6 protein-coding genes are annotated in these 7,413 nt (G+C 65.7%); 2 read left to right on the top strand and 4 right to left on the bottom strand.

Annotated features, from left to right (window positions below; translation table 11 throughout):
• Window positions 1-203: 203 nt before the first annotated feature.
• The 4 genes from KHO22_RS31435 to otsB all read right to left on the bottom strand — a co-directional run bounded on the left by KHO22_RS31435 (window position 204) and on the right by otsB (window position 4,689).
• Window positions 204-563, bottom strand: a complete 360-nt coding sequence (locus KHO22_RS31435; RefSeq protein WP_211951097.1) for a 4a-hydroxytetrahydrobiopterin dehydratase — start codon at window positions 561-563, stop codon at window positions 204-206.
• Window positions 564-595: 32 nt separating this feature from the next.
• Window positions 596-1,987, bottom strand: coding sequence for an alpha,alpha-trehalose-phosphate synthase (UDP-forming) (otsA, locus tag KHO22_RS31430; RefSeq protein ID WP_211951096.1), 1,392 nt, complete (start codon window positions 1,985-1,987; stop codon window positions 596-598).
• A 33-nt stretch (window positions 1,988-2,020) separates the two neighbouring features.
• The gene (locus KHO22_RS31425) at window positions 2,021-3,778 is read right to left on the bottom strand and encodes a glycoside hydrolase family 15 protein (RefSeq protein ID WP_230427107.1); all 1,758 of its coding nucleotides are present in this window, start codon (window positions 3,776-3,778) and stop codon (window positions 2,021-2,023) included.
• Window positions 3,779-3,891: 113 nt separating this feature from the next.
• Window positions 3,892-4,689 (bottom strand): trehalose-phosphatase, encoded by a 798-nt coding sequence (gene otsB / locus KHO22_RS31420; RefSeq protein ID WP_211951095.1) that lies wholly within the window; start codon window positions 4,687-4,689, stop codon window positions 3,892-3,894.
• A gap of 285 nt (window positions 4,690-4,974) precedes the next feature.
• Between otsB and ilvA the strand changes: the two genes are divergently transcribed.
• Together ilvA and queF are read left to right on the top strand one after the other, a co-directional pair.
• Window positions 4,975-6,534 (top strand): threonine ammonia-lyase, biosynthetic, encoded by a 1,560-nt coding sequence (gene ilvA / locus KHO22_RS31415; protein WP_211951094.1) that lies wholly within the window; start codon window positions 4,975-4,977, stop codon window positions 6,532-6,534.
• Window positions 6,531-7,364, top strand: a complete 834-nt coding sequence (gene queF, locus KHO22_RS31410) for an NADPH-dependent 7-cyano-7-deazaguanine reductase QueF (protein ID WP_211951093.1) — start codon at window positions 6,531-6,533, stop codon at window positions 7,362-7,364. Before ilvA ends, queF begins: the two co-directional genes overlap by 4 nt.
• The last annotated feature ends 49 nt before the right edge of the window (window positions 7,365-7,413 follow it).

Below are 7,413 nucleotides of genomic sequence, written 5' to 3'. Positions count from 1 at the left end.
ACACAAGGCCGGATATAAGTCTGCAACCAACCGTTCGATGCCTCATGCTCAACTTGCCTTGCAAACCGGAGCGCGTTCATATAAGTAGGTCGCCGGCTACGCCGGCGAAACAGCAGCGTCTGTCAAGAACGACACACCAATCAAAACCCTACCGGCTACCCCGGCGAAACAGCGGCGCATGCCAAGCCCGCCTTTACCCCCCCTTACCCCCCTTTACCCCCAACGACCCCTTCCGCCACCCCCGTTGTCTTAGCCGCCATAATGAAGTCATTCCGATGCAGCCCCTTGATCTTCTTGGTCCGCCACGACACGGTGGCATGCCCCCAACCAAAGCTGATCTCCGGATGATGGCCTTGCGCCTCGGCCAGTTCCCCCACCCCATTGACGAACGCCAGCGCCTGCGCAAAATTGCCGAAGGTGAAACGACATTCAAGCCGGCCGGCGTCATCCGCCAGAATCCATCCAGGTGTCTCAACCAATAGCGCTTCGGCCTCGGCGCGCTCCAGCGGTGGAATGCCGCCACGGCACGGCGTGCAGGTCTGCGTTTCCAGTTTCTCGCTCATGGCAATGCTCCTTCGGCAGCCGAGACAAGACTTCAGCCGCCTTCAGTTTCCGACAAGGCCCGCAGGAACTCCTGGCTCCACCAGTGCACATCCTGGCTGCGGATGCGCTCCAGCAGTTTCTGATGGCGCGACTGCCGCTCGGCCAACGGCATGTGCAAGGCCTGCTGGATGGCTTGCGCCGTGGTCATCGTGTCGTAGGGATTCACCAGCAGCGCTTCCTTGAGCTGTTCGGCCGCGCCGGCAAAGCGCGACAGCACCAGCACGCCGGGATCTTCCGGGTCCTGCGCGGCGATGAATTCCTTCGCCACGAGGTTCATGCCGTCGCGCAGCGGCGTCACCAGTGCCACACTGCTGGCACGGCACAGCCCGGGCAGCCGCTTGCGTGCCGTGGTGCGATGGATATAGCGCACCGGCATCCAGTCCAGCTCGCCGAACTCACCATTGATGGCACCCGACAGCTGCTCCATCTCGCTGCGCAGGTCCGCGTAGGCATCCACCGATTCGCGCGATGGCGCCGCGATCTGCACCAGCGTCGCGCTGTTGCGGTTTTCCGGGTACTCCGCCAGCAGCCGGTAGAACGCCTTGAGCCGCTGCGGCAGGCCCTTGGAGTAGTCGAGCCGGTCAATGCCGAGCAGCAGCCTGCGGCTCGCGTACTGCGCGCGCATCATCTCGTAGGTTTCCCGCGCTTCTTCGCCGCGCCCGAGTTCGGCGAACTCGTCCACGTCGATGCCGATCGGGAACGCTTCGGCGCGCACGGTGCGGTGAAACGCGCGGAAGCGGTGCTCGCCCATCGGCTCGGCGAACGCTTCGTTCTGCACGTAGCGCGAGAAGTGCTCCAGGTCGGTGTGGCTCTGGAAGCCAACCAGGTCGTACGCGAACAGCGCGCGCATGAGCCAGTCGTGCTGCGGGATGGCCGCCAGGATCAGCCGCGGCGGCAGCGGGATATGCAGGAAGAAGCCGATACGCTGGCCGCAGCCGATCGCACGCAGTTCGGCCGCCAGCGGGATCAGGTGGTAGTCGTGGATCCAGATGACGTCGTCAGGCTCGAGCAGCGGCGCCAGCTTGCGCGCAAACAACTGGTTCACGCGGCGGTAGCCGTTGAGGTAGTTCGAGTCGAAGTCGGCCAGGTCCAGGCGGTAGTGGAACGCGGGCCACAGCACGCCGTTGCTGTAGCCGAGGTAGTACGAGTCATGATCCTCGCGGCACAGATCCACCGTGGCCAGCGTGACATTGCCGGCCTGCTGCAGGTGCAGCTCGCCTTCGCCGGGCGTGCCGCCCTGGCTGGCGTCCAGCGCCTTGCCGCTCCACCCGAACCACATGCCGCCGGTCTGGCGCAGCGCTTCGGACAACGCCACCGCGAGCCCGCCCGCGGCAACGTTGCGCGGATCGGCAACCCGGTTGGATACCGCTACTAGTCTTGGCATAAGGGGTTGTTCGTCTTGGTCATGCCAGCCCGCTCAGATCACGCTGTCCCACGGCGCGGACAGGCGCATGGCGCCGTTGATCAGCCCGACCATCGAATAGGTCTGCGGGAAATTGCCCCACATCTCGCCCGTGACGGGGTGGGTGTCTTCGGACAGCAGGCCCAGCGGATTGCGCGCCGCCAGCATGGCCTCGAAGATCTTCCTCGCCTCGTCGCGCCGGCCGATGCGTGCGAGGGCATCGATGCGCCAGAACGTGCAGATGTTGAATGCGGTCTCGGGCTTGCCGAAATCGTCCGGCGCTTCATAGCGGCGCATGTAGGGCCCGTCGCACAGGCTGTCTTCGAGGGCCTTCACCGTGGACATGAAGCGCGGATCGCGCGGGTCGATGAAGTTCACCTCGGCCATCAGCAGCACGCTGGCATCAAGCTCCCGACCGCCGAAGCTTTCGGCAAACGCCTGGCGCGATTCATTCCAGGACTCCGCCAGGATGCGGTCCTTCATGCGTTGCGCATGGTCATGCCAGTACGCCGCGCGTGCCTGCTGCTCAAGCTTTTCCGCCACCTTGGCGAGCCGGTCGCAAGCGGCCCAGCTCATCAGCGCCGACGAGGTATGCACGCGCGCACGCGTGCGCAGTTCCCACATGCCGGCATCGGGCGTGCCGAACACTTTCACGGCCTGCTCGCCGACTTCTTCAAGCCGGTGGAACTCGGCCAGGCCGCCACGATGCAGCAGCCGGTGGTCGTGGAAGGCCTGCGCCGCGCCCAGCACGACATTGCCGTAGACGTCGTGCTGGAAGTGCTCCTGCGCCTGGTTGCCCAGGCGCACCGGCCCCATGCCGCGGTAGCCCGGCAGGTGGTCGAGGATGCTTTCGGGCAGCTCGCGCTCCAGCCCGATGCCATACAGCGGCTGGATATGCCCGTCCTGCGACTGCATCACCACGTTGGACAGCCAGCGCAGGTAGTCCTCCATGGTGCCGACTTCGGAAAGACTGTTGAGCGCGCGCACCACGAAAAACGCGTCGCGCAGCCAGCAGAAGCGGTAGTCCCAGTTGCGCCCGCTGCCGGGGGCCTCGGGAATGCTGGTGGTCATGGCCGCGACGATCGCGCCGGTCTCCTCGTACAGCGACATCTTGAGCGTGATCGCGGCGCGTATCACCGCGTCCTGCCATTCGCGCGGCACCGCCAGGCGGCGGCTCCACATGCGCCAGTAGGAAGTGGTCTCCTGCTCGAAATCGCGCGCGATTTCCTCGACGCCGTGATTGAGCGTTTCGTCGGGGCCGAGGATGAAGTTATGGCTGCGCGTGACCAGGAACGGCGTGTGCGACAGCACGTAGGCCAGCGGCGCATCGGTGGTCATGCGCAGCGTCATGTTGTCGCCGATGTAGCGCACATGGCTGCTGCCGCGCGTGGTCTCCGGTACCTTGCGCCCCCAGTCGAAGCGCGGCGCCACCACCACGCGCACGCGCGGCGCGCCACGCACCGGCCGGATGCGGCGCACGAGCGTGATGGGCCGGAAATAGCGGCCCAGCCGGAAGAAGCGCGGCGCGAAGTCGGTGATCTCCAGGCAGTTGCCGTGGATGTCGGTCAGGCGCGTGCGCAGCACGGCGGTGTTCGGCTCGTACCACTGGCTGGAAGCATGGAAGTCCTCGATCTCGATCGAGAAGTGGCCCGCGTTCTCGCTCGGATCGAGCAGCGCGTTGAAGACCGGGTCGCCGTCATAGCGCGGCATGCACGACCACACGATGCGGCCGCGGCAGTCGACCAGCGCCGAAAACGCGCAGTTGCCGATCATGCCGAGCGACAGCGACGGCACCGCATGGCGCGTGCCGCCATCGACGGTCTTGTGCACGCCTTCCGACGGCGGATGGCCCAGCTCGGACGGGCTGCTTGGATTGCTTACGGTAGTCACAGCGAATTCCCCCCAAGATGTCGTCGTGGATCGGACGCCGGCGGCAAATCATCCGGGCCCGGTGTGCCATCGAGCGCGCGCGCGGACCGGTGCAGCCAGCACCGCAGTGCGGCCGGCCCGGTGACGCTGACCGAGGCGATGGTGTCGCGTTGCCCGACCAGCACGCCGACGCCGCCGAGTTTGCGGATCACGGCAAAGCCTGCCTCGTCCGTCACATCGTCGCCGGCAAAGACGGGCCCGCGCCCGGCGAATGGCGGCATGTTCATGAAGGCCGTGATGGCGTCGCCCTTGTTGATGCCCGCGGGCTTGATCTCCACGACCATCTTGCCAGGCATGCCTTCCAGGCCGTTCGCGTCGCGCAGCACGTCCGCGACGGCGGCCCGCACCAGCCCCTCCAGTTCCGGGGCTTCGCGATAGTGGATGGCAACCGCCACGGACTTGCGCTCCAGGCGCAACCCCGGATGGCGGCGCACCAGGGCTTCCAGCGGCGGAATCAGCGGCTCCAGGCCTGGCGCCGGCTTCATCTCGACCCGCGCTCCGCCGGCGCGGAGTTCGGCCCCGTGAATGCCGGCGGCCGGCAGGCACAGCGGCTGCAGGAAGTAGTCGAGCTCGACGATCGGCCGCCCGGAAACGATGGCGAGCGCGCCGTCCAGGCGCTCGTAGAGCCTGCGCAGCGTCCCGACCAGTTCGGGCTCGACCTGCACCAGCTCGGGGCGGGGCGCAAGATCGGCCAGGGTGCCGTCGAAGTCGAGAAACAGCGCGGTATTGGGTTCGATAAGCGGTAGCGGGGGCATCGCGTGAAACCGTAGCATGTGATTCTGACGAGCGTTACCGGGCGCTGTCCTACACGGCACCAGACGTCACATTGGCCTGGTCCCGCCCGCCCCGTAGTGCTCGCGGCGCCACCCCGGCCTGGATACCCGTTGGCGTTCATGGCCTTGTGCGGCGTTCCGATCCTTTATCATTGGCGGTTTCCGCCGAAATTTCCGGCCTTTTTTGCGCGCCCTTCTTGCGCCCCATTTTTGCCCTTCCCCGCGCCGTTCCGTCGCGCCGCCAGGGCCCCTCGCCAACCCGCAGACATGAACCGCAAGCCCGCCTCCTCCAAACCCGACTATCTCAGGAAGATCCTGACCGCCAAGGTCTATGACGTGGCGCAGGAGACCGAGCTGACCTTCGCGCACAACCTGTCGGCGCGCACCGGCAACTCGGTGTGGTTCAAGCGGGAAGACACCCAGCCCGTGTTCTCGTTCAAGCTGCGTGGCGCGTACAACAAGATGGCATCGCTGACGCAGGAAGAGATCAGGCGTGGCGTGATCGCGGCATCGGCCGGCAACCATGCGCAGGGCGTGGCCCTGTCGGCCGCGCGCCTGCAGTGCCGCGCCATCATCGCCATGCCGGTCACCACGCCGCAGGTGAAGATCGATGCCGTGCGCGAGCGCGGCGGCAAATGGGTGGAGATCGTGCTGCACGGCGATTCGTACAGCGACGCCTACAATCACGCCGTGGTGCTGGAGAAGAAGCACAAGCTGACCTTCATCCACCCGTTCGACGATCCCGACGTGATCGCCGGCCAGGGCACCATCGCCATGGAGATCCTGCGCCAGCACGCGGGCCCGATCCACGCGATCTTCGTCGCCATCGGCGGCGGCGGGCTGATCTCCGGCATCGCCTCGTACATCAAGGCCGTGCGCCCCGAGATCAAGGTCATCGGCGTGCAGACCGTCGATTCCGATGCGATGAAGCGCTCGGTCGACGCCGGCAAGCGCATCGAGCTCAAGGACGTGGGCCTGTTCTCCGACGGCACCGCGGTCAAGCTGGTCGGCAAGGAGACCTTCCGCATCACGCGCGAACTGGTCGACGAGATCGTGCTGGTGGACACCGACGCGATCTGCGCGGGCCTGAAGGACGTGTTCCAGGACACGCGCAGCATCCTGGAGCCCGCCGGCGCGCTGGCCGTGGCCGGCCTCAAGCTGTACGCCGAGCGCGAAAAGCTCAAGGGCCAGCACCTGGTCGCGATCGCCTGCGGCGCCAACATGAACTTCGACCGCCTGCGCTTCGTCGCCGAGCGCGCCGAAGTGGGCGAGGCGCGCGAAGGCGTGTTCGCCGTCACCATCCCCGAAGAACGCGGCAGCTTCAGGCGCTTCTGCGAACTGGTGGGCACGCGCAGCGTGACCGAATTCAACTACCGCATCGCCGACAAGAGCATGGCGCACATCTTCGTCGGCGTGCAGATCGCCAGCCGCGCCGAAAACGACAAGATCGCCGCGAGTTTCCGCCGCCACGGCTTCGACACGCTGGACCTGTCCAACGACGAACTGGCCAAGCAGCACATCCGCTACATGGTGGGCGGCATCTCGCCGCTGGCGCACGACGAACTGCTCTATCGCTTTGAATTCCCCGAGCGGCCGGGCGCGCTGATGAGGTTCCTGTCGAGCATGAGCCCGAACTGGAACATCAGCCTGTTCCACTACCGCAACCAGGGCGGCGACACGTCCAACATCCTGGTCGGCATCCAGGTGCCGAAGAATGAAAAGCGCGCCTTCCGCGCCTTCCTTTCGACGCTGGGCTACGTACACTGGGACGAGACCGAGAACCCGGTCTACAAGCTGTTCCTCTCCGACCGCGGAGACCAGGCATGAGCCTTCCTGAACACTCGCCGCTGGGCAAGCCCTCGGCCTACAAGACCGAATACGATCCGACGCTGCTGTTCCCGATCCCGCGCCAGCCAAAGCGCACCGAGATCGGCCTGCCCGAAGGCAAGCCCGTGCCGTTCTTCGGCGTGGACATCTGGAATGCGTACGAGGTGTCGTGGCTGAACATGAAAGGCAAGCCGCAGGTGGCGCTGGCCACCTTCATCATCCCTGCCGGCACGCCCAACATCATCGAGTCCAAGTCGTTCAAGCTCTACCTGAACTCGTTCAACCAGAGCAAGATCGCGTCGCCCGAAGCGTTGCAGCAACTGCTGCACCATGACCTGTCGGAAGCGACGGGCGGGACGGTGCAGGTGCGGCTGGTGACCGAAGCCGACCTGGGCAAGCAGAAGATGGGCGAGCTGGATGGATTGCTGCTGGACCGACTGGATATCGACGTCGACCGCTACGAGCCGGCGCCTGAACTGCTGCACGCGGACCAGAATGAAACGCCGGTCGAAGAAACCCTGGTGTCGCACCTGCTGAAGTCCAACTGCCTGGTGACCGGCCAGCCGGACTGGGGCAGTGTGCAGATCCGCTACGTCGGGGCGCCGATCAACCAGGAAGGACTGCTGAAGTACCTGATTTCATTCCGCAATCACAATGAGTTCCACGAGCAGTGCGTGGAGCGGATCTTCATGGACGTGATGCGGCAGTGCAAGCCGGTGAAGCTGGCTGTCTATGCGCGTTATACGCGGCGCGGCGGGCTGGATATCAATCCGTTCCGGACCAACTTCAATACGCCCTGGCCGGACAATCTTCGGAACGCGCGGCAGTGATGGCGGCGGGGTATCTGATGGGGTGTCGTGCAGGGCACGATGCCCCCAA

Source organism: Cupriavidus yeoncheonensis (assembly GCF_905397275.1).
GTDB classification, from domain to species: Bacteria; Pseudomonadota; Gammaproteobacteria; order Burkholderiales; family Burkholderiaceae; genus Cupriavidus; species Cupriavidus yeoncheonensis.
This window is presented reverse-complemented; position numbering and strand designations above follow the sequence as displayed.